This window comes from Micromonospora sp. WMMD987 (genome assembly GCF_029581435.1).
In the GTDB taxonomy this organism is placed as follows: domain Bacteria; phylum Actinomycetota; class Actinomycetes; order Mycobacteriales; family Micromonosporaceae; genus Micromonospora; species Micromonospora rifamycinica.
The window spans coordinates 5,422,343-5,444,595 of sequence record NZ_CP120861.1; the positions used below are offsets into that span (position 1 = coordinate 5,422,343).

Here is a 22,253-nt window from a genome sequence, read left to right on the forward strand (position 1 = left end):
CGCGCTCACGGGCGCACCACCCACATGCGGTCCCGGTTGAGGCGCAGGCCGACCTGGTCGCCGACGGTGATGCCGTCCGGGACGTCGATCGCGGCGACCTGCACCGGCTCGCCGGCCACCTCGACCACGAGGTTGGTGGCCATGCCGGTGAACTCCACCTCGGTCACCCGGCCGGGCAGCGCGCCGGCCTCGGTGGTCGAGGTCAGCCCGAGGTGCTCGGGGCGTACCGAGACCAGGGCGGTGTCCCCGGCGCGCAGGCCGTGGTCGGTGGGGGCGGCGACGGCGGTCTCGCTGCCGTCCGGCAGTCCCACGGTGACCGTTTCGGCGGTGGCCGCGACCACCGGCAGGTCGAGCACGTTGCTGCGGCCGATGAAGCGGGCCACGAAGGCGGTCGCCGGCCGGTGGTAGACCTCCTGCGGGGCGCCGATCTGGCGGACCCGGCCGGACTCCATGACGGCGATCCGGTCGGACATCGCCATCGCCTCGGCCTGGTCGTGGGTGACGTAGATGGCGGTGGTGCCGGCCTCCTGCTGGATCCGCCGGATCTCCACCCGGGTCTCCTCGCGCAGCTTGGCGTCGAGGTTGGACAACGGCTCGTCCAGCAGCAGGGTACGCGGCCGGATGACCAGGGCGCGGGCCAGCGCCACCCGCTGCTGCTGGCCGCCGGAGAGCTGGTCGATCCGGCGGTCGCCGTAGCCGGCGAGGTGCACCTGGCCGAGTGCCTCCTCGATCCGCCGGGCGGACTCGGCCCGCCCCACCTTGCGGATCTTCAGCCCGTACGCGACGTTCTGCGCGACCGACATGTGCGGGAAGAGGGCGTAGTTCTGGAACACCATGCCGGTGTCGCGCTTGTTCGGCGGCCGGTGGGTGACGTCCTCCGTGCCGAACCGGATCCGTCCCGAGGTGGGGAAGTAGAACCCGGCCACCATCCGCAGGGTGGTGGTCTTGCCGCAGCCGCTCGGGCCGAGCAGGGTGAAGAACTCCCCGGCGGCGATGCTGATGTCGACGTCGTCGACGGCAGCGGTGTCGCCGGCACGCGCGAAACGCTTGCTCACCGACTCCAGCGTGACATCGATCATGATGTCCTCTCCTTCAGGCGGTACCGGACCTGGCCGGGCGGGGTGGCGGGACCGTGGGCACGGATGACGGGTTCCGAACGGCCGCCGCCCGGGGGCGGCGGCGACATCGCGGCGGTGCCGGGGACGCGTCGCGTCCCCGGCACCCGCGCGGTCAGCCCTTGTTCTTGATCTGGCTGTTCCAGTGGTTGATCCACTCGGTCTCGTTCTTGCCGATGATGTCCCAGTTGACGTCGAGCGGCTTGAGGTTGAGCTGGGCCAGCCACTCCGGCTGCTGGGCGATCTCCACGGCCGGGATCTGGTAGTAGTCCTTGGCCAGGTCGGCGCGGAGCGTGTCGTCGAAGAGGAACTCGATGAACTTCTGCGCGCCGGCGCTGTTGCCGCCCTTGACCGCGGCCAGCCCGTCGACCAGCACCGGGGCGCCGGAGGCCGGCATCACGTAGCCGAACGGCATGTTGGACTGGTTGGCCTGGAGCAGGATGTCCTGGAGGTTCCAGGCGCTCAGGGTGCCCTGCTGGCGGGAGAGCTTGAGGTAGAGGTCGGCCGGGTTGGCCGCGTACGCGCCGGTGTTGGCGTCGAGCTTCTTGAGCCAGTCGTAGCCGGGCTGCGGGTTGCTGCCGTCCGGCGACTGCCGCATGATCATCGCCGCGTAGATCGACCGCATGGTGCCCGAGGCGGCCACGTCGCGGATGACGATCTTGTCCTTCCACTCCGGCTTCAGCAGGTCGTCCCAGTCCTTCGGGGCCTGCTCCGGGGTGAGCGCCTTGTTGTTGTACATGATGACCTCGGGCAGCAGGATCTCCCCGAACCAGCGGCCCTCGGCATCCTTGTACTTGGCGTCCATCTTGCCGGCGAACGCGGGCTGCCAGGCGGCGAGCAGGTCCTCGCCGGCACCGGCGGCCAGCCCCTGCTGGGTACCGCCCCACCAGACGTCGGCCTGCGGGTTGGCCTTCTCGGCCCGGACCCGCTCCAGGATCTCCTGGGCGCCCAGGTTGAGGATCTCCACCTTCCCCTTGTACTCGGGGTACTTGGCGGTGAACTTGTCCACGACGAAGGTGGAGACCTTCTTGTCGCGGGCGGTGTAGATCGTCAGCTTCTCCGTCTCACCGGCGGCGGTGTCGTCCGAGCCGCCGCCGCAGGCGGTGCCGGCGGCGAGGACGGTGGCGAGCGCTCCGGCGAGCAGAAGTCGACGTCTCATGGGGTACCTCCGAGGGTGTGGGCGGGAGAATCAGCGGTTCGAGCAGGTCAGGGGCTCGGTAACAGGGTGGGCAGCCCGGCGGCGGCGGCCGAGAGGGCGTAGCTGACCGCGCCGTGCAGGACCGCCCGGTCGCCGAGCACGGCCCGGCGGACCTCGGTGGTGCTCGGCGCGGCGGCGGTGACCAGGCCCTGGAGCCGGTCGACGGCGGCGTCGTCGAGTTCGGCGGCGGCACCGCTGAGCAGCACCCGGCCCGGATCGATCACGCAGACGCAGGAGACGATCAACCGGGACCAGGCGTGCAGCAGCTCGTCGAGGTAGCCGGCGGCGCGCGGATCGTCGGCGGCCAGCTCGACCAGCGCGCGTACCGGCGAGTCGGGACGACGGCCGGGGGCCAGCGCGACCACCTGTTCGGCGATCGCGTTCTCCGACCAGCGCGCCTCGAAGGGGCCGATCCCGTCGTGCCCCCGGCCGGCCGGGTCCAGCGGCAGGAAACCCACCTCGCCGGCCGCGCCCCGGGCGCCCCGCCGGACCTGACCGTCGAGCACCAGGCCCGCGCCGATGCCGTCGGCGACGTGCAGCAACAGCAGGTCGGCGACGTCCATGCCGGCACCGGCGGCGTGTTCGCCGGCCGCCATCAGGTTGACGTCGTTGTCGACCACCACCGGTACGCCCAGCGTCCGCTGGACCGACTCCCCTATCGGGCGGCCCTCGACCAGGCCGACCGAGGGGGCGAGCCGGACCGCGCCGCCGGAGATGACACCGGGCGCGGCGATGGCCACCCCGCGCAGCGCGGGCAGTCCGTCGCCGGCCAGTTCCGGCACCGAACGGCAGATGGTGTCGACGATGTCGCCGGTCAGCCGGACCGCGCGGTGGGCGACCACCGCGCCGTCGCTGTCGGCGATCTCGCAGCTGATCCGGGACGGCTCCAGCGAGACGGCGGCGACCAGTTCGGCGCGGGGGTTGAACTCCAGCATGGCCCGGGGACGGCCGGCGCGGGAGGCGCCCGGCCCGCGTTCGATCAGGTAGCCCTCGGCGATCAGGTCGCGCACCAGCGGGGTGAGGGTGGCGGGGCTCAGGCCGGTGAGCTCGGTCAACTCGGCCCGGGAGAGCACCCGGACCTGGCGGGCGGTGGAGATCACGGAAAGCCGCTTGATCTCCTTCGACCGCTCCCGGCTCACCGGGCTCGTCGGTGGCGTCACCACGTCTGTCACACTTCCTTCCTACGGCGAACGAATTAAAGAGTCAAGTAACAAGTGCATCTCGGCCGGCTGGCCGCACAGCCTCGGAGCAGCGGGAACGTCCACATCCAGGAGGGTGGAACGGGACGGGGCGGCCGCACTGACGCAGCTCCGGACATCCCGGGCAGGGCCTACTTTATTTCTTCTTCAAAGAAAGAAATACCTTCCAGGGGATTGACGTAGCACCGGGCCGGTCCCTAGCGTCACCGGACGAAGGCCTTCCAGTGTGTACGGAACCCGTACCGCTGCCCCACCCGGTGCACCGCGTCCGACGACGCCCACCGTTCCCCGTTCCCGCCGCCTCACCGTCCGTTGACGACCCCGCGTCCGACGCCCCGCGTCCGATGCGGACGGTCGCCGCCCGGACGCCGTGGTTCCGGAAGGATCTGCATGCGCATCAAGGGTTTCCTGCTACCCACCGCACTCGCCCTGGCCGTGGCCGGGGCACCCGCCACCGCCGTCGCCGCCCCCGCCGACAACCGCCCCGCCAAGGCCGTCGACCTGGACGTGCTCTTCGTCAGCGCCCACCCCGACGACGAGGCCGGCAGCCTCGCCACCCTCGGCCAGTGGAAGGAGAAGTACGGCGCCAAGGCGGGCGTCGTCACCATCACCCGGGGTGAGGGCGGCGGCAACGCCGTCGGCCTGGAGGAGGGTCCGCCGCTGGGCATCATCCGCGAACGCGAGGAACGCACCGCGATCGGCAAGGCCGGGGTGGAGAACCTCTACAACCTCGACCGGGTCGACTTCTGGTACACCGCCTCGGCCCCGCTGTCCGAACAGATCTGGGGGCACGACGACACCCTGGCCCAGATCGTCCGGGTCATCCGGACCACCCGGCCAGAGATCATCATGACGATGAACCCGTCGCCGACCCCGGGTAACCACGGCAACCACCAGCAGGCCGCCCGGTTCGCCGCCGAGGCGTTCACCGCCGCCGCCGACCCGAACGCCTTCCCCGAGCAGCTCAGCGCCGAGGGACTCACCCCGTTCCGGGCCGCGAAGTTCCTGCGCAGCGGCGGCACCGGCAGCTCCGCCGCCGGGCCGCAGTGCGCCACCAGCTTCACCCCGACCGTCCCCACCGACCAGGTCTTCGGCGTCTGGGAGGGCACTCCCAGCGCCAGCGGGAAGACCTGGGCCGAGATCGAGGTCGACGCCCGCCGGGAGTACGTCACCCAGGGCTGGGCCGGCACCGCCGCCGCGCCCACCGACCCGACGAAGATCAGGTGCGACTTCTACACCCTGATCGACAGCCGCGTCCCGTACGACCCGGCGGACACCTCCCCGGAGGCGATCCTGCGCGGCTCCGTGCTGCCTCCGGCCACCGGTGGCCTGCCGAAGGGCACCGAGCTGTACCTCACCACGGACCGGTTCGACCTGGCCCCCGGCGCGACCGTCGAGGTCACCGCGCACCTGCGCGCCCCGCACAACCGCGCCCTGGTCAAGCCCCGGATCGACCTGCGGCTGCCGGCCGGCTGGAAGGTCAAGGGCTCCGGCGTGCTCAACAACGACGTCCCGTCGGGCAAGGAGCGGACCCGGACGTTCACCGTCACCGTCCCGGCCGACGCCGCCACCAACCAGCAGCAGCTCATCGGGGCCACCCTGACCACCCGCCAGGGCGTCGGGCGCACCGACCGGGCCGTCCGGGTGGTCGCCGACGTCCGCGGCACCCTGGAGCCGCTGCCCGAGGTGGGCACGTTCCGCACCTGGGCCGGTGAGGGCGGGTACCCGCAGCTGGACACCCTGATCAAGCCGGTGCTCACCATCGGCTCCGGCAAGCAGCGGTCCGTCCGGATCGACCTGCGCAACCACGGCCGGGTCAGCCGCAGCGGCACCGTCACCCTCGGCCTGCCGGCCGGCTTCACCGCCGACGCGGCCACCAAGAGCTATCCCGCGCTGGCCCCCGGCGCGACCGGGGCGGTCACCTTCACCGTCACCAACACCGACACCACCCTGCCGACCGCCAACGAGGGCGGCACGGACGGGGACTACGGCATCACCATCACCACCACCAGCGCCGCCGGCAGCACCGTGGAGACCGGCGCGCTGGAGATCGTGCCGACCACCGAGATCCCGCGGGCCGGCGACGGCACCGTCGACGGGGTGGCCTCGCCCGGCGAGTACCCCGGCCCGGAGCTGGACTTCTCCCGGATCTGGGAGGGGCAGGCCACGACCCCGCAGGACGCCTCGGCGACCGGTCGGATCGCCTGGACCGCCGACGGGCTGAAGGTGATCGTCCAGGTCACCGACGACGTACTGGGCAAGAAGGTGGTCCCGCAGGACTGCAAGCGGCAGCGCCGCACCGACAGCGTGGAGATCATCGTCGACCCGAAGGGGAACTCGACGGACACCTCCACCGTGTTCAAGGCCGGCATCTTCCCGATCACCGACGACCCGGCCAACGGCAACCCGCCGTGCTGGCAGCGCGACGCCGACAACCGGCAGGGCCCGGGGGCGACCACCGCGCCCGGGATGACCGTGGTCAGCAAGGTCAGCTCCCCGTACACCGGGTACACCATCGAGACGATGATCCCGTTCGCGGTGCTGCCCGACGCGGTGGACCCGGCCCGGATGGGCCTCAACGTGCTGGTCTACGACTCGGACACCCAGGACCTCAGCTCGCAGTCCCGGCTGGGCTGGTCCACCTTCACCGGCGTCCGGGCCGACCCGTACCGCTACGGTCTGGCCACCCTGCCCGGCTACCAGCCGGCAGCCCGGCAGCCCAGCACGCCGGTGTTCCCGGACACCTCGGCGCGCAGCGTGCACAGCCCGCAGACCATCGCCCAGTCGGCCGTGGACGGAGTGGCCCCGGCCGCCGTGCCCCGGCTGAAGAACTCGGCGCTGCGGCTGACCTCGGCCCAGCGGGTCACCGACGGCGTGCGGGTCACCCTGCGCGCCGACCGGGCCGGCACCGCCTACCTGTACGCCTGGGACGGCGACATGGCCCGGGGCGAGCACACCGTACGGCTGGCCGCCGGTGACCGGGTCACCGTGACGGTCCCGACCAGCGGGGGCAGCCCGACGTCGCTGCTGGCCGCCTTCGAGTCCGGCGGTGCCGCCGTGGCCCAGCAGGTCCCGCTGAACTGATCCACCACCGCACCGACCGTGGCCGGTCGTCGACCTCCGTCGGCGGCCGGCCGCGTCGGCGTCGGGAGCGGCACGGCCCGGCTCCCCCGGCCCGCCGCCGGAGACCCGGCTCGCCAGGGCGGACAGCGGCATACGGCCGGGGTCAGCCGGTGCAGGTGGTGGCGGGCAGCCCGGTCAGCGGCACCGGGGAACGCCCGGTCGGCTTCGCCTTGCCCGCCAGCACCCCGGCGAGCGCGGTCATCGACGCCCGGCTGGACGAGTAGGTGGCCAGCAGGGTCGGCGAGGTCGCCTTCTCCAGCACGTACGGGGTGTCCATCGCCACCGTCACCGCCGCGCCGGCCGCCAGGTCCTTCGGCCCGTCCCCGTAGCCGACCAGGTGGACCCGGGTGCCCCCCTTCGGCACCACCCGTACGCCCGCGGCGGTCAGCGCCGCGGTGAGTGTCTGCCTGGTCCGGTCCCGCCCGGCGGAGGTGGTGACGCTGACCGGGCCGGTGATCTTCTGTCCGCACCCACCCCGGAGCTGGGTGACCGCCGCGGCGGCCAGCTCGGCGGCGGCGGCCCGGTGCGGGGCGCCGTCGAGCGTGGACATGGCCGGCGTCGGCCGGTCGGCGAGCCGGAACTTCATGGTCAGCACCCGGGTGACCGCCGTCACCAGCCGCTCCCGGGGCAGCGAGCCGTCGCGGAGCGCGGCCAGCAGCCCGTCGTACGCCTGGCCGACGTTCGGGGTCATCAGGATCAGGTCGTTGCCGGCGAGCAGGGCCTTCACCGCCGCCTCCCCCGGCGGGTACCGCTTGGCCGGCGGCATGTTCATCCCGTCGGTGATCACCACCCCCTGGAAGCCCAGTTCGCCGCGTAGCACGTCGGTGAGCAGCCTGCGGGAGAAGGTGGCCGGGGTGCCCGGGTCGACGGCGGTGACGTCGAGGTGCGCCGACATGACCGCCATCGCCCCGGCGTCGATGCCGGCCCGGAACGGCGGGAAGGCGACGCTGTCCAGCTCGGCCCGGGGCTGCGCCACCACCGGGACCTCCTGGTGCGAGTCGGCGGCGCTGAGCCCGTGCCCGGGGAAGTGCTTGACGCTGGCCGCCACCCCGGCGCTCTGCAACCCCTGGACCGCGCCCGCGACCTGGGCGGCGGCCCGCTTCGGGTCGGCCCCGAAGGACCGTGAGCCGATCACCGTGCTCCGGGTGGCCAGGACGTCGGCGACCGGTGCGAAGTCCAGGTTCACCCCCATCGCGGCCAGCTCGGTGCCGGCCGCCTTCCAGGCGGCCTCGGTCCGGGCCGGGTCGTCGGCCGCCCCGGCGGCGAGCGCGCTGGGCAGGATGGTCACCCCGTCGGTGATCCGGGTGACCACGCCGTACTCCTGGTCGGTGCCGACCAGGAACGGCGCCGGGCCGGCGGCCAGCTTGCCGGCGGCCTCGCGCAGCCCGGTGGTCAGCTTCCTCACCTGGGCCGGGTTGTCGACGTTGGTGGTGGACTGGTTGCCGGAGGTGGGATCGTCGGCGCTGAAGCCGACCAGGATCAACCCGCCCAGCCGGTACTTCGCGATCATCTCGGCGGGGGTGTCGACCCCGGCGAGGGCCTGGTTGCCGGCGGCCGAGCCGGGCGTCACCGTGGTCGCCGAGCTGCCGTAGGCGTACGGCATCAGCACCTGGCCGACCAGGTCCTCGTCGCCGAGCGTGCCGGCCAGGGCGGCGGCCCGGGCGGCCGGGTCGGTGGCGGTGGGCACGGCGACGGTCGGGCTGGCTGTCGGGGCGGGCCCGGACAGGGCCGGCGCGGGGACCTGCCCCTCCCCCGCACATCCGGAGGCGAGCAGCGCGGTCAGGGCGGCGACGGCGACGCCGGCACGTCGCGGGGAGATCGGCACCCGGCCCATCAAACCCGCGCCGGAGATCAGCGGCAACCCGGCCAGGTCAGGCGGTGGGGCCGGCGTGCCCGTCCCCGACCGGGTGTCCGGCTCCCCGGCGTCTCCCGGGCGGGACGCGGCCAGCCCGGGTGAGCGGATTCACCAGGCACCACCCGCCCGATGGGCGGCTGTTCCTCGCCCTCCTCCCAGCCGGGCACGGTCAGTGGGCCGCTCCTCGCCCTCTTCCCGACCGGGCACGGTCAGTGGGCCGCTCCTCGCCCTCTTCCCGACCGGGCACGGTCAGTGGGCCGCCCGGCAGGCGCGCTCGGGGTGCGGACAACCTCCTGGGGAGCGGTATGCCTAACAGGCATAAATATGACGGACAGGCATGGAGCTCTCCGCGGCGACAGTGCTCCGGGGCGGAGCAGCAGGCATGAAGATCGTCGTTGACGCGGTCAGCCGGATCGCCATCGGTACGGGTGCCGGGGGGACCAGCGGGGACCGGGCACGCGCGGAGCCGGGCCGACGCAGGGGAACGGGCACGCGCGGAGCCGGGCCGACGCAGGGGAACGCGACGGCGGGGGGTGACTGTCAGCCGACCCGGGTCAACAGGGTCACCGGCGCACCGTCACCGGCGTACCGGTAGGGCTCCAGCTCCGCGTCCCAGGCGGTGCCCAACGCCTTGTCCAGGGCGTGCGCCAGCGCCTCGGGGCGGACCGAGGCCATGATGCTGCGCAGCCGGTCCTCGCCGAGCTGGATGTCCCCGGCCACCCCCACCGCGGCCCGGAACAGGCCCCGGCCGGGCACGTGCATGAAGCGCTCGCCGTCCGCGCCCGCGCTGGCTTCCTCGGTCACCTCGAAACGGATCATGGGCCACTGCCTCAGGGCAGCAGCCAGCTCGGCACCCGTCCCCGGGCGACCGGTCCACCCGCACTCGGCCCGGCGGGCGCCGGGATCGACGGGCTGGGCCGTCCAGTGCAGGTTGACCGGCGCGGCGAGGACGCGCGCGATCGCCCACTCGACGTGTGAGCACACGGCGAGCGGGGTCGAGTGGACGTATACGACGCCACGCGTTGGCACGGTGACCTCCCGGAGAGCGAGGTGCGTCTTCCCCTACGACCTCGACCACCCGAGTGGCTGTTGCCACACATGATGACTCCTGTGACGGATGGTGCGCCAGGGAATCGGAAAATTCGCCGCCGGGAAATACCCGGACCGGTGACTCCGGTTGTGCCCTCCGACGGGCACGATGAGCTGCCAGGCATCGTGGTCGTGTATATTTCTCTGGGCGGTTCTGCGCCGTCGCACCACTTCGCGGGGCCGAGGCCCGACCCGGGCGTCGCCCGCTACAGCCCCCGGACGTTTCCGTCCTCCCGTACGTCTTGCAAGGAGCATCTCCGTGGCGAGCAACACCTCTAAGACCGCGCGCGCGTCAGTCCGGGCCGGCCAGGCTGGCCAGGGTGGCGCCCTCAGCGTGCTGGGCGAGTTCAAGTACCTCATCCCGCTCAACGGCGGCAAGCACGCCTACGTGCGGAACCTGACCAACGGCAAGACCGCGCACCTGCGTACCGACTCCGACGCCTTCGTCGAGGAGATCCGGGTGCTGGCCGGTGCCGGTCACGCCGCCAAGATCCGTGCCGAGATCAACAACCTCGCCGCCGCCCACCCGGGCGACGGCTGGGACAAGACCGAGAAGCGTCTCGTCGAGGCCGGCGTCTTCGAGGGCTGAGTCCCTCCCGAGCCACCTCGGGAACCGCCCGCCGGGTCACCCCGGCGGGCGGTTCCTGCTTTCCCCCCACCCCCGCCACCATCGCGTCCCGACGATTCGCGCCGCCATGATCGCGCCGTGAAGATCGTCCTGGATCCAGGTTGTAGTCCCCTCCATCACGCAGGAGACCACTACAACCTGGATCCAGGACGATCATGCCCGGCACGCGGTCCCCGGGCAGCAGAGCGGCGCGGTGCGGCGCCCGTGTCAGGGGTCGAGCAGGGTGACCTCGCCGGTGTCCAGGGCGTAGAGGGCGCCGACGATGTCGAGAGTCCCCGCCGCGACCGGGCCGGTCAGCAGCTCGTCGGTGCGCAACGCCCGCACCGTACGGCGCACGTGCCGGCGGACCGCCAGGGGGTGCACGGCCGGGTGGTACGGCCCCACGTCGGTCACCGCCGGGGTGATCCGGTCGACGACGTACCCCAGGTCGCCGCCGGGCCGCCGCCCGGTGCGCAGGCTCTCCACGGTCGAGGCGACCGCCCCGCACCGCTCGTGTCCGAGCACCATCACCAGGGTCACCCCGAGCTGGTCCACCACGAACTCGATCGAGCCCCGGACGGCCCGGTCCAGCACGTGCGCCCCGGTCCGGATCACGCAGATCGACCCGAACGTCTGGTCGAAGATCGCCTCCAGCGGCACCCGTGAGTCGATGCAGCCGAGCAGCACCGCGTACGGCTGCTGGTCGCCCGAGGCGACCGCCGCGGCGGCGGTGACGTCGTGCCCGTGGACGGGTCGGCCGCTGACGAAACGACGGTTGCCGGTGAGCAGCTCGGCCAGCGCCGCGCGGGGCGTCCGGGCGGGTCGAGCGGGCGGACGGGGCATGCCCCCAGCCTGGTCGCCGCGCCGCCCCCGCGCAGCCGGGTCGGGAATCTTCGCACCGGCACGGTTGGTACGCGCCCCGGCCGGGTAGCCCCGTCATGCCGGTCGATGGGTTCCGGGTGCCTGAGGAGGTGGCGATGCCGGATCAACGGGAGCTGCGCCTGCCCGACGGGGTACGCCTGCACGTCGAGGTGAGCGGCCCGGCCGACGCGGAGGCCACCGTGATCCTGCTGCACGGCTGGACGCTGGACGGTCGGGCCTGGCACCGGCAGCGCGCCGACCTGCGGGACCGGTTCGGCGACCGGGTCCGGGTGGTCAGCTACGACGCCCGCGGGCACGGCCGGTCGAGCTGCATGGCCCTGCGGACGGCGACCCTGGCCCAGCTCGGCGACGACCTCGCGGCGGTGGTCGACGAGGTGGCCCCGACCGGGCCGGTGGTGCTCGTCGGGCACTCGATGGGTGGGATGACGGTGATGGAGTACGCCCACCGGCACCCCGCCGACTTCGCCGCCCGCACCGCCGGGCTCGTCTTCGTCTCCACCACCGCCGAGGGGCACACGCACACCGCGTACGGCCTGTCGCCCCGGATCGCCCGGCTGATCCGGGTCGCCGAGACCACCGGGGCCGGGGTGCTGGCCCGGTGCGGTGCCTGGCGGCCACCCCGTCCGTTGCTGCGCGCCCTGGCCCCGAGCATCCGGTGGATGCTCTTCGGCGACCACTGTTCCGCCTCCGACATCCGCCTGGTCACCTCGGCGGTGGCCCGCGCCTCGCTGCGCTCGATCGGCGGCTTCCGCGCCTCGATCGGCGCCCAGCACCGGCTCGACACCCTCGCCGCGTTGGCGCACCTGCCGGCGGCGGCGCTGGTCGGCGACCGGGACCGGCTCACCCCGCCGCCGTGCGCCGAGTCGATCGCGGCGGCGCTGCCGGCCACCGAGCTGACCGTCTGCCCGGGGGCCGGGCACATGCTGATGATGGAACGTCCGGACGAGGTGAACGCCGCCCTCGCCGGGGTGCTCCACCGGGTGCTGACCGTCGTACCCACCGGTCGGGTGTCCGGTCGCCGCACGGCCACCGGTTGAGCCAACCGACCGGTCGCGCACGGCCACCGGTCCCGACCGCGTGTGCGCGCCGGTCCCGTCCGCACCCGGCCGTCGGCCCCACGTACCCGGCGGGCGGGTCCGGGTGCCGGCGTTCGCGGGAGGTGGCGGAGGTCGCGGGACGGGTATCGGCCCGACGTGGGGTGGGCGGCTGCCCGTACCCTCATTCCGCCTGGCATGCACCCGTGCCCGGCGTCGCCGTCGCACAGGAGCCGGTACGTTGACCGACCAGACCACCCTGGAACAGGAGATCGCCGCCGAGCAACGGCATCTCGACCGGGTGTACGCCCGGCTCGCCGAACTGCGCCGGGCGGCCGTCCGCGCCGAGCGGGACGGTTACCGGCTGGCGCGGGTCGGCAACTTCGGCGCGCTCGTGGAGCGGGACGCCATGGTCTTCCACGCCGCCCAGCGCCGGCACCTGCTGGACGCCGAGCACGAGGGGCTGGTCTTCGGCCGGCTCGATCTGCGGGACCGTCAGGTGCTGCACGTCGGCCGGCTCGGGATCCGCGGCGAGAACGCCGAGACGCTGGTGGTCGACTGGCGGGCCCCGGCCGCCGCCGCCTTCTACCGGGGCACCCCGGCGGAGCCGCTGGGGGTGGTACGGCGACGCACCATCAGCTCGTCGGGCGAGAAGGTCACCCGGATCGAGGACGAGCTGCTCGACCCGGCGTCCGCGCCGCCGGACATGCCGGTGGTCGGCGACGGGGCGCTGCTGGCGACCCTGTCCAGGGCGACCGGACGGGGGATGCGGGACATCATCGCCACCATCCAGCGGGAGCAGGACGAGGTGATCCGCTCCCCCGGCACGGGGGTCACGATCGTCTCCGGTGGGCCGGGCACCGGGAAGACGGCGGTCGCCCTGCACCGGGCGGCGTACCTGCTCTATGCCGACCGCAGCCGGTACGCCGGCGGCGGCATCCTGGTGGTGGGTCCGTCGGCGGTCTTCGTGAACTACATCGCCTCGGTGCTGCCCTCGTTGGGTGAGGAGACCGCCACCCTGCACTCGCTGGGTTCGCTCTTCCCCGGCCTGTCGGCGACCCGCACCGACAGTCCCGAGGTGGCGGCGGTGAAGGGGTCGCTACGGATGCGGCGGGTGCTGGAACGGGCGGCCCGGGACGCGGTGCCGGACGGTCCGCAGGAGCTGCGGCTGCTCTACCGGGGGACGCTGCTGCGCCTGGAGCGGCGCGAGTTGGACCGGATCCGGGACCGGGCGTTGCACCGGGGCGCCCGCCGCAACGAAGTCCGCCGGGTCGGCTTCGACGGGGTGCTCGCCGCGCTGTACACGCAGGCCCGCCGGCTGGCCCTCAGCGGTCTGCCCGAACAGCCCGCCTTCGAGGACGAGATCATCGACCGGCCGGAGTTCCGGGAGTTCCTCAAGGCGTGGTGGCCCCGGCTGCACCCCCGGCACGTGCTGGGCTGGCTGGCCCGACCGGAGCGGCTGCGCCGGTACGCGACCGGGCTGCTCTCCCGGGCGGAGACCGCGGTGCTGGCCGGGGCGTACCGGTCGTTGGACACCGAGGGGTTGACGGTGGCCGACATCGCCCTGCTCGACGAGCTGGACGCCCTGCTGGGCAAGCCGGTACGTCCGCGGCGGGCGAACCGGGATCCGTACCAGCTCGCCGGTGGGGTCCGCGAGCTGAGCACCTTCGGCGACCGGGAGCGCGCCGCCCGTGCCGCAGCCCGGGAGCGGCCGGAGGACTACCGGGACTACGCGCACGTGGTGGTGGACGAGTCGCAGGACGTCTCGCCGATGCAGTGGCGGATGATCGGCCGGCGCGGTCGGCTCGCCTCCTGGACGGTGGTGGGCGACCCGGCGCAGACCGCCTGGACCGGCGACCAGGAGGAGCTGGACCGGGCCCGGGACCAGGCGCTGGGCCGGCGACGGCGGCACCGGTTCACGCTCTCCACCAACTACCGCAACCCGGCGGAGATCTTCGCGGTGGCGGCGGCGGAGATCCGCCGGCTCTATCCCGACCTGGAGCTGCCCAGCGCGGTGCGGTCCACCGGGGTGGACCCGGTGGCGCTGACCGTGCCGGCGGCGGAGCTGGCCCCGGCGACGGTGGACGCGGTGGACGCGGTGCTCGCCGAGGTGCCGGGGACGGTCGGCGTGATCACGCCGGTGCCCCGCCGGGACGAGGTCGCCGGCTGGCTGGGCGACCGGGGCGGGGCGCGGCTCCAGGTGGTGGACAGCCTCCAGGCCAAGGGCATGGAGTACGACGGGGTGGTGCTGGTCTGTCCGGGCGAGATCCGGGCCGAGCCGGGCTCCGGGGTACGGACGCTCTACGTGGCGCTGTCCCGGGCCACCCAACGCCTCACCACCGTCGATCCCGTCGACTGAACCGACGGCACCCGGGCGGTCCGACCTGGCCGGAAGCCCGGCCATCACTTGCATACATAGCGATGTGAGCATAGATTGGACCGGGTTCGCGGCGACGGAAGGTGTGGACGTGGGCGCAGGTCATGACCACAGCGCGACGATCAGCAACGCCGCACACCGGCACCGCGGTCGGCTCTGGGCGGCCTTCGGGCTGCTCACCGTGTTCATGGTGGTCGAGGCGGTGGCCGCGTTCGGTACCGGCTCACTGGCCCTGCTCTCCGACGCCGGGCACATGTTCACCGACGTGCTCGGCATCGGGATGGCCCTGGCCGCGATCACCGCGACCCGACGGGCCGCGCAGGACCCGCAGCGCACCTTCGGCCTCTACCGGCTGGAGGTGCTCGCCGCGCTGGCCAACGCCCTGCTGCTCAGCGGGGTGGCGGTCTACGTGCTGATCGAGGCGGTCCGCCGGTTCGGCGAGCCACCCGAGGTGCTGGCCGCCCCGATGCTGGTGGTGGCGGTGCTCGGCCTGCTCGCCAACCTTGTCGCGTTCGCCCTGCTGCGCGAGGGCGCCAAGGAGAGCATCAACCTGCGCGGGGCGTACCTGGAGGTGGTCGGCGACCTGCTCGGCTCCCTCGGCGTGATCGTGGCCGCACTGCTGATCGCCGGCACCGGCTGGTGGTGGGCCGACCCGGTGGTCGCGGTGGCGATCGGCGTGTTCATCCTGCCCCGCACCTGGCGACTCGGGCGGGCGGCGGTGCGGATCCTGGTGCAGGCCGCCCCGGAGCATCTCCAGGTGACCGCCGTGCACGACCGGCTGACCGCCGTGCCCGGCGTCACCGAGGTGCACGACCTGCACGTCTGGACGCTCACCTCGGGCATGGACGTCGCCTCGGCGCACCTCACGCTGGCCACCGACGCCGAGGTCGGCGCCGTACTGGCCGCCGCCCGGGGCGCCCTGCGGGACGACTTCCACATCGAGCACGCCACCCTCCAGGTGGAGCCGGGCAGCACTCCCGGCGGGTGCGGCCCGGCCCACTGGTGACCCGGAGCCCGCTGCGGCCCGACGGGCGGGATCGGGACCACCGGAGCGTCACCGAACCGCCGTGCACGCGGTGATCGCGCTGGATTTTGTCCTGTTTACCCCATAAAGGGGTATTCACTCCCGTACCCTCAGTCACGAGGTGGACGGGCGTCCCACCCGTACCGGTAGGCTCGGCTCCGGCCTCCGCCAGGCGGCGCCCACCGGCGCCGGCGGTGGCCGCCGCCTAATCGCCCACCAGGGCGAACCGGGGAACCACGTTCCTGGGGTGCATCCGCGTCAGCGGTAGGGATCTTCCGTCCCGAACCCGTCAGCTAACCCGGTCGGCGGCTGACGGAAGGACTCTGTATGCGGGTAGGAACCACCACGCGGCTGTTGGCCGCAGTCGTCACGAGCCTCGCGCTCGGCGTGTCGTCCGCGCCGTTCACCCCGGCCGTCGCCGCGCCCGTCACCCGGCTCGCCGCTCCCGGCGACGACGACGAGGGCGGCACACCGGCGCTCCGCGACCAGCTCGACGCGGCCAGCAAGGGCTGGGTCGACGCGAAGGCCGCCCTGGACCGCTCCACCAAACGCCAGCAGGAACTCGACGGCCAGCTCAAGAACATCGAGGCCCAACTGGTCGTGCAGACCGGCAAGGTCGGCCAGATCGCCGGAGCGGCCTACCGCACCGGCCGCCTCGGACCGATGTCCGCCCTGCTCAACAGCAACAGCCCGAGTGGCTTCCTGGACCGCGCGGCGGCGCTGGAGACGGTCGCGGCCCGGGAGGACCAGGAACTGCGCACCATGATCGAGACCCGCGACCAGGCCACCCGGACCCGGGCGGCGGTCAGTCGCGAGATCACCGAACAGCGCAAGCAGGTCGCCACCATGGGCAAGCGCAAGGAGCAGGCCGAACGAGCGCTGGCGGTGGCCGCCGCCAACAAGCCGACCCCCACCTCCCGGGACTCCGGCAGTTCGGACGGCACGTCCACCAGCAACGCCAAGGGAGCGCCCCGCAACTCCGACGGCTCCTGGCCGTCCGAGTCGTGCAGCGTCAACGACCCGACGCCGGCCAACGGCTGCATCACCCCGCGTACGCTCAACGCCCTGAACCAGGCCAAGGCGGCCGGCTTCACCCGGTACGTCTCCTGCTACCGGCCCAGTGGGTCCGGCGAGCACCCCAAGGGCCGGGCGTGCGACTTCGCCGCCCAGCGCAACGGCTTCGGCGGGGTGGCCAGTGGCGGCGACCGGACGTACGGCAACAACCTGGCCGCGTACTTCATCCGCAACGCCGACCGGCTCGGCGTGCTCTACGTGATCTGGTTCAAGCGGATCTGGCTGCCGAGCAGCGGCTGGAAGTCGTACAGCGGGGGCAACGGCGACCCGTCCAGCGACCACACCAACCACGTGCACCTGTCGATGATCTGAGCACCACCCCGGGTGGCCCGTCCTCGACGGGCGGGCCACCACAGCCGCCGGTAGCCGGAACACGGGCGGTCGGGCCACCACAGCCGCCGGTAGCCGGAACGCGGGCGGTCGGGCCACCACAGCCGCCGGTAGCCGGAACGCGGGCGGTCGGGCCACCCAGGGCCGCCGGTGGTCGGAACGCCGCCGGTCGGGCCACCGCAGCCGGTCGCGTCGCCGGTCAGGCCGCCGCGGGAGTGTCGCCGGACCGACCGTCCAGCACCGCGCCGAGGCGGCTGGCCAGCCCCAGGTGAGCGGCCCGGGCCTGCCGGAAGGCGTAGCCGAACAACGGTGCCGGCGCGGCGAGGGTGATCTCCACGTCGATCCGCAGCAGGTCCCCCTCCATCCGGAGCCGGGTGTGGTTGCGGACCGTGGTGGCGGGCTGCTGCCGGGCCACCGTCACGATCTCGTCCTGGTCGACCAGCAGCACGTCGGCCTGGTAGGTGACCGGGAACCGCAGCGGCCCCAGCTCCAGCCGGTCGGTGATCGCATAGCTGGCCACCGCACCCGGTCGGGCCGGCAACCGGCGCACCCGGACGATCAGGGGATGCAGCTCCTGCTGCCGGGACAGATCACTCAGCAGCGCCACCGCGTCCGCCTGTGCGCAGCGCGCCTGCACCGTGTAGCTGAAGCTCTCCCGCCGGACCACCACCGGGCCTCCTGACCGTCGTCGGTCGCCCGATCGTGCCGTACCGGAGAGGGCCTGGCAACGTCCCGGACCGGACGGCGGTCACATCGGCGGTACCGGGGTGAAACGCACCGGCCCCGCCGGCACCGGCCGGGCGGGGTGTCCCCGGCCCGGATCAGGCCCCCGGCAGCACCTCGGGGGTGGCGGCACCGGCGAAGTACGGCTCCGGGGCGCCGAAGAGACCGAGCAGCCCGGTCACCCAGAGCTGCCGGTGCACGAACCGGCTCGGCTCGGTGACGACGAGCTTGACCCCGCTGACCTCGGCCGTCTGGAAGCCGGCGACCATCGCGCTGATCCCGACGGAGTCGATGAAGGTGACCAGTCGCATGTTCAGCTCGATCCGCGCGGGCCGCCCCTTGGCCAGCACCTCGGCGATCGCCTCACGTACCTCGTATGCGGTGTCGACGTCGATCTCGCCACGGGGGGCGATCTCGATGACACCGGCCGGCAGGACCGACTTCACGATCGACAGGCTCACGCGAGCACCTCCACTCGCCCGTCTCCGGGCGCCTCATCAGTACGCGGGCCGCGACCGAGAGTATTCCTCCGATGGCCTCGGTCGCCACCCCTCGGGATGAGCAATTCGCGGATCCGGACGGACCGGACCGTCCCTCTCCGCACCGTTGCTGTTCCTGTTCTCTTCGACTTCACTTCGACGGCCGACACGTCCCGGCCGTTCCAACCGTCCCAGAGTAGCGGTCCGGGTCCACCCCACCTCGAATCCCGCAGGTCGGGCGAGCCCCGGGCGACGCGGCGGCGCTGGTTGTGCCAGGTACCTACCGTGGGCGAGAGATGGGTCACCACGACGGAGGGGACGATCGATGATCAGGAGACTACTCGGCCTGGCCGGGGTCGGCGCGCTGCTCGCTCTCGTGCTCGCCTGCGGCTTCGGCGGTGGGGACGACGACGATGACGACGACGGGGACGATTTCGCCCGCGCCACGTCCGTGGTCACGGTCCGCTAGCGGTACCGGGTTTGCGCTCCGGCCGGTCGGGGCACTGGGTCGATGACCGGCCGGAGCACCGGCCGGCGAGCGAACCGCCCGCGCCGCAGAGACGTCGAAGTCCGAAGTGGCCGCAGACTTCGGCACCCGAGGAGGTAACCACGATGTTCGGCAGCAACCTTCTGGAGCGCCGCAGCAAGCCCGAGCGCATCGCCGACCAGGCCTGGCACCAGCTGCTCTCGGCGGTCGACTCGGCCGGTGACAGCGTCCGGGACGCCGCCCGGTCGGTCCGGGACTCCGGGCTGACCGACGCCGGCGACCTGGTCGGCTCGACCGCCGACGAGGCACGTCGACGGGCGACTCTCGCCTTCGACGCGCTCGCCGGGCGTCGTCCGGCCCTGCCCTGGGCGCTGCTGATCAGCGCGGCGCTGGTCGGGGCGGCGATCGGCTGGGCCGCCGGCACCGCCGCGCGGGCCGCCGGCAGCCAGGGTGACCGGTCCGCCGACGACATCGAGTTCGTCGACGTGGACCGGCCGAACTCCCCGGTCGGCCTGGACGACTGATCCGCCCTCCCGCACGTCAGGCCCCGGCCGCGCCTCCGGCGACGACCGGGGCCTTCGTCATCACCGTGACGGTGGGCCGACGTCATGCCGCCCGGACGGGCCGGCCAGGTGCTTCGTCGTGCCGGACGGGCCGACCGGGACCTTCGTCATGCCGGACGGGCCGACCGGGACCTTCGTCGTGCCGGACGGGCCGACCGGGACCTTCGTCATGCCGGACGGGCCGACCGGGACCTTCGTCATGCCGCGACGGCGGGCCGGCCGCTCGGTGCGACCGGCGCGGCCCTGACACACCGCCGGCTCCCCCGGTGGACCGGGAGAGCCGGCGGTGGCCGTCGGTACGTCGTCAGCGACTGGTGCAGGTGACCGTCGGGACGGCGTTGCTGCCGGTGACGTTGGCGGTGAAGCCGACGCTGGTGGTGGCACCGGGCGCGAGCGCGCCGTTCCACCCGGCGTCGCGCACCGAGACGGTCGCCCCGGTCTGGGTGTACGTACCGCCCCAGAGCGAATTGACCGTCTGGCCGTTGGCGAACGTCCAGCCCAGCGTCCAGCCGGCGGTCGGGCCGATACCGACGCTACGCACCGTCACCTCGCCCTGGAAGCCACCGGGCCACGATCCGGTCACCTTGTACGTCGCCGCGCAACCGTGCGCCGGGGGCTGCGTGGTCGGCGGGGGCGTGGTGGGTGGGGGCGTGGTGGGTGGGGGCGTCGTCGGCGGGGGCGTGGTGGGCGGCGGCGTCGTCGGCGGGGGCGTCGTCGGGTTGGGAGTGGTCGGGGTGGGGGTGGGAGTGCCGCCGAGCCGGTCGGCGACCAGGATGCCCCGGCCGTTGGTGCCCAGGTAGACCCGGCCGTAGACCCTCGGGTCACCGGTCAGCGCCTCACCCGCGTTGCCGTACTGGTGCTGGTCGTCGTTGATCCGCACCCAGGCCGCGCCGCTGTTGTCGGAACGGTAGACACCGTGCTTGCCGTCGACGGTGCCGAAGGTGAACACCGCCGGGTAGGTCTGCCCGGGGGCGGCCTTGCCGAAGCCGACGTTCACCGTCGACGTCACCCCGGCCAGCTTGGTGAAGCTGGCCCCGGAGTCGGTGGAACGCCACAGCCCACCCTCACCGGCCAGCCAGATGTCGCCCTCCTTGCCGGGGACCGCCTTGAACCTGACGTTCCCGGTGGCGGGCAGGCCGGTCGCGGCGGAGGCGGTGAAGCTGGCCCCGCCGTTGGTGCTGACGTAGAACTTGCCGGCGCTGAAGCCGTAGAACTTGTTCTTGTTGACCCGGTCGGACTCGACCACCGCGTTGGCCGGGATGCCGGTGGCGGCGGTCCACGAGTTGCCGAACCCGACCGAGCGGATCACCTGCTGCCCGGGGTCACCCGGGGCCCAGACGAACTGGCTGCCGTCGGCGGCGGCGGCGACCGTGCCACCGTTGTTGACCCCGCCCGGCTCGCTGCCCTGGAACCAGTTCGCCCCGCCGTCGGTGGAGAACGCGACGTGGCTGTCGTTGGGGCGGTCGGCGTCGGTGAAGTTGCCGGCCCGGACCATCGTCGCCGGGTTCGTCTCGGCGTAGTCGAGGCTGGTGGTCGTGGTGAAGACCGGCTGGGTGAACAGCATCGGCGGCACCGCGTCGAGGTCGGTGTGCCGGAACCCGCCGATGTCACCGAGCCCGCTGATCAGCGGTGCCCCGGTGGGCGGGCTGATCAGGTCCTGCACGGCGGTCTCCTCCAGGCCCTTGACCATCGGCTTGATGGTGAACTTGCCGCCGGTGTCCCACTTGGTGAGGTCGGTGCTGCCGTAGATGGTCGCGCCGGTGCCGTACATGAAGCGGTCGGAGTCGAACGGGTCGATCTCCACCGACTCGTTCATCCAGCCCAGCTTCGGGGACTCCTCCGGCGGGGCCGGGTTGACCCCGAAGGTCAGCCAGGGCACCGAGCTGATGTCCATCGTGAACTTCTTGGTGCGCTCCGGGTAGCTGCCGAACTCCCAGATCCGGCTCCAGGTCGCGCCGCCGTCGGTGCTGCGCCAGAAGATCGCGTCCGGCCACCAGGAGATCTGGGTGGCGACCATCAGGGTGTTCGGCTTCTGCCGGTCGATGGTCAGGCCCGAGTAGCCGAAGTAGGCGTCGGTGCTGGACGACGGGATCGGGCTGATCTGCGTCCACGCGCCGGTCGCCCGGTTGAACTTCCAGACGTCACCCTTGCCGCCGTCGTACGGACCGCCGGTGTCGCTGGTGGCGATGTAGAGGAAGCCGCCGACCGGGTCGACCACACCCTTGTGGGCCAGGTAGCCGGTGGGCTGACCGGCGATCCGCTCCCACGTGGTGCCGCCGTTGGTGGACCGGTACACCGGGTTCGCCTTGTCGGCCACCCCGACGTAGATGGTCTGGGTGGCGTTACCGGCCGTACCGGTGCTCTTGTCGAAGGTGACCCAGGTCAGGCCCTGGTTCTGGCTCTGGTAGCCGGTGGTGTCGTTGGGGTCGGCCCGGTAGTTGCCGACGTTGGGGAAGTTCGCCACCTTGGCCCAGGTGGCCCCGTAGTCGGTGCTGCGCCACAGGCCGTTGCCGCCCTCCGCGCCGTAATAGAGCACGCTGTTCTTGTTGGGGTCGACGGCGAGCCGCTCCCCCATGCCCCGGCCGGGCATGTTGCCGCCGTTCTTGAACGGCAGCGCGGTGGCCTGCCAGGTGGCGCCCTTGTCCGAGGAGCGCAGGATCGCGCCGTTGTTCGGATCCCAGTCGTTGGTGTACATGCCGACGGCCGCGTACACCCGGTTGGTCTGCACCGGGTCGGTGGCCAGGCTGACCACGCCGTTGTAGCCCCACTTGTCCGCGCCGACCCAGTCGAGCAGCGGCGTCCAGGACTGGCTGGCCTGTTCCCACCGGTACGCGCCGCCGATGTCGGTACGCGCGTAGATCAGGTTCTTCTCGGTCGGGTTGAAGACGATGCCGGGGACGAAGCCACCGCCGTCGATCCGGACGTTCTTCCAGGTGTACGGTTCCGCCGCCGCCGCGGCGGCCTCGGTGGACGGTGCGATGGTGAACTGTACGGCCACGACGGCCGTCGCGGCGGCCAGCACGGTGGTGACCGCGCCGACGAGACTTCTCCGCATCTGCGGTTCCTCTCGGGATGCCAGGGTCAGGGTGCGACG

Annotated in this window: 17 protein-coding genes and 1 riboswitch; of the genes, 8 read left to right on the top strand and 9 right to left on the bottom strand. The window is 72.9% G+C overall.

The features are described from left to right. Positions 1–5 precede the first annotated feature (5 nt). From O7612_RS22815 to O7612_RS22825, 3 genes are all read right to left on the bottom strand, one after another. On the bottom strand, positions 6–1,079 hold the full coding sequence (locus O7612_RS22815) for an ABC transporter ATP-binding protein (protein WP_282267263.1): 1,074 nt from the start codon (positions 1,077–1,079) through the stop codon (positions 6–8). Positions 1,080–1,230: 151 nt separating this feature from the next. Beyond that, positions 1,231–2,274: an extracellular solute-binding protein gene (locus tag O7612_RS22820; protein ID WP_088644864.1), complete on the bottom strand. Its 1,044-nt coding sequence runs from the start codon at positions 2,272–2,274 to the stop codon at positions 1,231–1,233. 47 nt (positions 2,275–2,321) lie between these two features. Then, a complete protein-coding gene (locus tag O7612_RS22825) occupies positions 2,322–3,485 on the bottom strand; it encodes an ROK family protein (RefSeq protein ID WP_282267267.1) in 1,164 nt (387 codons plus the stop codon). Between the two features lie 417 nt (positions 3,486–3,902). On the opposite strand from O7612_RS22825, the gene O7612_RS22830 reads away from it, so the two are divergent. Next, the gene (locus tag O7612_RS22830; protein WP_282267269.1) at positions 3,903–6,596 is read left to right on the top strand and encodes a sugar-binding protein; all 2,694 of its coding nucleotides are present in this window, start codon (positions 3,903–3,905) and stop codon (positions 6,594–6,596) included. Positions 6,597–6,738: 142 nt separating this feature from the next. Here O7612_RS22830 and O7612_RS22835 read toward each other — a convergent pair whose 3' ends face one another. Both O7612_RS22835 and O7612_RS22840 read right to left on the bottom strand, forming a co-directional pair. After that, positions 6,739–8,469 carry a glycoside hydrolase family 3 N-terminal domain-containing protein gene (locus O7612_RS22835; RefSeq protein WP_282274007.1) on the bottom strand — a complete coding sequence of 577 codons (1,731 nt, stop codon included), beginning with the start codon at positions 8,467–8,469 and terminating at the stop codon, positions 6,739–6,741. A gap of 561 nt (positions 8,470–9,030) precedes the next feature. Beyond that, positions 9,031–9,519, bottom strand: a complete 489-nt coding sequence (locus tag O7612_RS22840) for a DUF3145 domain-containing protein (RefSeq protein WP_282267271.1) — start codon at positions 9,517–9,519, stop codon at positions 9,031–9,033. 319 nt (positions 9,520–9,838) lie between these two features. Here O7612_RS22840 and O7612_RS22845 point away from each other — a divergent pair, with 319 nt between their 5' ends. Then, complete coding sequence (locus O7612_RS22845) at positions 9,839–10,168, top strand: hypothetical protein (protein ID WP_067315918.1); 330 nt, start codon at positions 9,839–9,841, stop codon at positions 10,166–10,168. 246 nt (positions 10,169–10,414) lie between these two features. Here the strand turns inward: O7612_RS22845 and O7612_RS22850 are convergent, their stop codons facing one another. Next, positions 10,415–11,029 (bottom strand): carbonic anhydrase, encoded by a 615-nt coding sequence (locus tag O7612_RS22850; protein ID WP_282267273.1) that lies wholly within the window; start codon positions 11,027–11,029, stop codon positions 10,415–10,417. Positions 11,030–11,163: 134 nt separating this feature from the next. On the opposite strand from O7612_RS22850, the gene O7612_RS22855 reads away from it, so the two are divergent. The 4 genes from O7612_RS22855 to O7612_RS22870 all read left to right on the top strand — a co-directional run bounded on the left by O7612_RS22855 (position 11,164) and on the right by O7612_RS22870 (position 16,889). Then, positions 11,164–12,105: an alpha/beta hydrolase gene (locus tag O7612_RS22855; protein ID WP_282267274.1), complete on the top strand. Its 942-nt coding sequence runs from the start codon at positions 11,164–11,166 to the stop codon at positions 12,103–12,105. A 238-nt stretch (positions 12,106–12,343) separates the two neighbouring features. Next, on the top strand, positions 12,344–14,461 hold the full coding sequence (locus O7612_RS22860) for an AAA family ATPase (RefSeq protein WP_282267275.1): 2,118 nt from the start codon (positions 12,344–12,346) through the stop codon (positions 14,459–14,461). Between the two features lie 109 nt (positions 14,462–14,570). Next, the gene (locus tag O7612_RS22865) at positions 14,571–15,485 is read left to right on the top strand and encodes a cation diffusion facilitator family transporter (protein WP_282267276.1); all 915 of its coding nucleotides are present in this window, start codon (positions 14,571–14,573) and stop codon (positions 15,483–15,485) included. 210 nt (positions 15,486–15,695) lie between these two features. Continuing rightward, a riboswitch (cyclic di-AMP (ydaO/yuaA leader) is annotated at positions 15,696–15,827 on the top strand. Positions 15,828–15,830: 3 nt separating this feature from the next. Continuing rightward, positions 15,831–16,889 (top strand): hypothetical protein, encoded by a 1,059-nt coding sequence (locus O7612_RS22870; protein ID WP_282267277.1) that lies wholly within the window; start codon positions 15,831–15,833, stop codon positions 16,887–16,889. Between the two features lie 217 nt (positions 16,890–17,106). Here the strand turns inward: O7612_RS22870 and O7612_RS22875 are convergent, their stop codons facing one another. Then, positions 17,107–17,577, bottom strand: coding sequence for an SRPBCC family protein (locus tag O7612_RS22875; protein WP_282267278.1), 471 nt, complete (start codon positions 17,575–17,577; stop codon positions 17,107–17,109). A 151-nt stretch (positions 17,578–17,728) separates the two neighbouring features. Beyond that, positions 17,729–18,091: an STAS domain-containing protein gene (locus tag O7612_RS22880; protein ID WP_282267279.1), complete on the bottom strand. Its 363-nt coding sequence runs from the start codon at positions 18,089–18,091 to the stop codon at positions 17,729–17,731. 343 nt (positions 18,092–18,434) lie between these two features. Between O7612_RS22880 and O7612_RS22885 the strand changes: the two genes are divergently transcribed. Both O7612_RS22885 and O7612_RS22890 read left to right on the top strand, forming a co-directional pair. Beyond that, entirely contained in the window at positions 18,435–18,578 is a 144-nt protein-coding gene (locus O7612_RS22885) for a hypothetical protein (RefSeq protein WP_282267280.1), read from the top strand. Positions 18,579–18,721: 143 nt separating this feature from the next. Continuing rightward, positions 18,722–19,120, top strand: a complete 399-nt coding sequence (locus tag O7612_RS22890) for a hypothetical protein (RefSeq protein WP_282267281.1) — start codon at positions 18,722–18,724, stop codon at positions 19,118–19,120. 343 nt (positions 19,121–19,463) lie between these two features. On the opposite strand, the gene O7612_RS22895 is transcribed toward O7612_RS22890, so the two are convergent. Beyond that, on the bottom strand, positions 19,464–22,214 hold the full coding sequence (locus O7612_RS22895) for a cellulose binding domain-containing protein (RefSeq protein ID WP_282267282.1): 2,751 nt from the start codon (positions 22,212–22,214) through the stop codon (positions 19,464–19,466). Positions 22,215–22,253 lie beyond the last annotated feature (39 nt).

What these genes read in the sequence shown, in the direction of transcription:
- O7612_RS22815 (WP_282267263.1), bottom strand. Translation starts at nt 1,079, where the DNA reads ATGATCGATGTCACGCTGGAGTCGGTGAGCAAGCGTTTCGCGCGTGCC.
- O7612_RS22820 (WP_088644864.1), bottom strand. Translation starts at nt 2,274, where the DNA reads ATGAGACGTCGACTTCTGCTCGCCGGAGCGCTCGCCACCGTCCTCGCC.
- O7612_RS22830 (WP_282267269.1), top strand. Translation starts at nt 3,903, where the DNA reads ATGCGCATCAAGGGTTTCCTGCTACCCACCGCACTCGCCCTGGCCGTG.
- O7612_RS22835 (WP_282274007.1), bottom strand. Translation starts at nt 8,469, where the DNA reads ATGGGCCGGGTGCCGATCTCCCCGCGACGTGCCGGCGTCGCCGTCGCC.
- O7612_RS22850 (WP_282267273.1), bottom strand. Translation starts at nt 11,029, where the DNA reads ATGCCCCGTCCGCCCGCTCGACCCGCCCGGACGCCCCGCGCGGCGCTG.
- O7612_RS22855 (WP_282267274.1), top strand. Translation starts at nt 11,164, where the DNA reads ATGCCGGATCAACGGGAGCTGCGCCTGCCCGACGGGGTACGCCTGCAC.
- O7612_RS22870 (WP_282267277.1), top strand. Translation starts at nt 15,831, where the DNA reads ATGCGGGTAGGAACCACCACGCGGCTGTTGGCCGCAGTCGTCACGAGC.
- O7612_RS22885 (WP_282267280.1), top strand. Translation starts at nt 18,435, where the DNA reads ATGATCAGGAGACTACTCGGCCTGGCCGGGGTCGGCGCGCTGCTCGCT.
- O7612_RS22890 (WP_282267281.1), top strand. Translation starts at nt 18,722, where the DNA reads ATGTTCGGCAGCAACCTTCTGGAGCGCCGCAGCAAGCCCGAGCGCATC.
- O7612_RS22895 (WP_282267282.1), bottom strand. Translation starts at nt 22,214, where the DNA reads ATGCGGAGAAGTCTCGTCGGCGCGGTCACCACCGTGCTGGCCGCCGCG.